2 protein-coding genes and 2 tRNA genes are annotated in these 1,611 nt (G+C 70.6%); all 4 read left to right on the top strand.

What is annotated here, in order from left to right; genetic code table 11:
* Positions 1–70 precede the first annotated feature (70 nt).
* Positions 71–162 (top strand) — tRNA-Ser (locus G6026_RS15055).
* Between the two features lie 48 nt (positions 163–210).
* Positions 211–283, top strand: a tRNA-Arg gene (locus tag G6026_RS15050).
* A gap of 149 nt (positions 284–432) precedes the next feature.
* Positions 433–1,353 (top strand): DMT family transporter, encoded by a 921-nt coding sequence (locus G6026_RS15045; protein WP_182613648.1) that lies wholly within the window; start codon positions 433–435, stop codon positions 1,351–1,353.
* 62 nt (positions 1,354–1,415) lie between these two features.
* A partial coding sequence (locus G6026_RS17000; RefSeq protein WP_206682033.1) for a hypothetical protein occupies positions 1,416–1,611 on the top strand: 196 nt, incomplete at its 3' end.

Here is a 1,611-nt window from a genome sequence, read left to right as displayed (position 1 = left end):
GTCCGGCCGTTTTGCGCACCCCGCCGACCGGTGTGTACTGTTATCCCTCGTTGGCTCAGCAGAGCCTCCAGGAGGCGTGCCAGAGCGGCCGAATGGGACTCACTGCTAATGAGTTGTCCTCCTTAAAGGGGACCGGAGGTTCAAATCCTCTCGCCTCCGCCATGCCGGAGCACCGGGTGACCGGATGAACTGGCACGACAGATGAATACTGCGCCCGTAGCTCAATGGATAGAGCACTTGACTACGGATCAAGAGGTTAGGGGTTCGAGTCCCTTCGGGCGCACAGCAGGTATCGGCAACGCCCTCGTCCCTCCGGACGGGGGCGTTCGTCGTCCGCCGTCCCTCTGCGGATCACCGGCGGCGGGTCCCGGGCGCGGGGGTGGGGCCGACGGTACGACGACGACGAGGCCGGCCGCTTCGTAGGCTGTGCCGATGCCCACGCCCGCTCGAGATGCGCTCCGCCGCAACGCCGGCCATCTGGCGTCGGTGGCTCTGGTGATCATGTGGAGCTCGGGCTATGTCGGCGCCGAGCTCGGGACCCGGACCGGGGGGACCCCGCTGCAGCTGCTCGGGTGGCGGTTCTCGATCCTGGGGGTGCTGCTGCTCTCCGTCTGCCTCGTGCTGGGCGTGCGGTTGGCCGACCGGAGGGCGTGGGCGCGGCAGGCGGTGTTGGGTCTGTTCAGCCAGGCCGTGTTCCTGTTCATGATCTTCGAGGGCGTCGCGCGCGGTGTCGACGGCGGGACGGCGGCGCTGATCGCGGCCCTGCAGCCGCTGCTCGTGGCGACCGTCGCGGGCAGGTTCCTCGGGGAACGGACCACGCCGGTCATGTGGTTCGGCATGCTGCTCGGGATGGCCGGCGTGGTGGTGGTGGTCTCTGGCGGCCTGGGTGCCGGGAGTGCGCCGTGGTGGGCGTACCTGTTCCCGGTGGCCGGGATGCTGAGCCTCGCCACGGGGACGGTTCTCACCCAGCGCCTCAGGCCGACGGAGACCCTGCTCCAGGCGATCACCATGCAGTCGGTCGTCGCGGCGGGGGCCCTGGTCGCAGCGATGCTCCTCGTCGGGCAGGGAGCGGTGCCGGCCGACCCCGACTTCTGGGTGGCGGTGGCCTGGCTGGTCTTCCTGTCGACGCTCTGCGGGTACGTCCTCTATGTGTTCGTCACCCGCACCCGCGGCGCCACGGTCGCCAGCGTCCTGCTCTACCTGACCCCGCCCACCACCATGGTCTGGGTGTGGTTGATGTTCGGGGTGCCGATCACTCTTCTCGCGGTGGTGGGGATGGCGGTCAGCGCGGTCGGTGTGGTCCTCGTGTTGCGGTCGCGGGCCGGGGCGCAGGCCCACCTCGCGCGGCGATAGAGGGAGGCCGGCCGACCGCGGAGCCTGTGGACGAGGCGGCCGGTACGGGAGAGTATTCAGGGGTGAACCCGGAACACCCCGACCACCTCCAGCGGACACTCGCCGACCTCGACGCCCGTCTCGGACGCATCACCGCCGAGATGGCGGAGGTCCGGAGCGACCTGGCCGCGCTCGGGCGACAGGCGCAGCAGGCGCCGCCGACAGCGCAGGCACCCCGTACCCAGCCGGGGCCTCCTGCTGGGCCGGTGCCTCCCGCGC

The sequence above is a fragment of the Dietzia sp. DQ11-38-2 genome (assembly GCF_014145055.1).
Classification (GTDB): Bacteria; Actinomycetota; Actinomycetes; order Mycobacteriales; family Mycobacteriaceae; genus Dietzia.
The sequence above is the reverse complement of the archived record's forward strand: the minus strand, read 5'-3'. Positions and strand labels throughout refer to the sequence as shown.

Bases quoted from the DNA above. Each gene is read 5' to 3' on its own strand.
- G6026_RS15045 (WP_182613648.1), top strand. From the start codon at position 433: ATGCCCACGCCCGCTCGAGATGCGCTCCGCCGCAACGCCGGCCATCTG.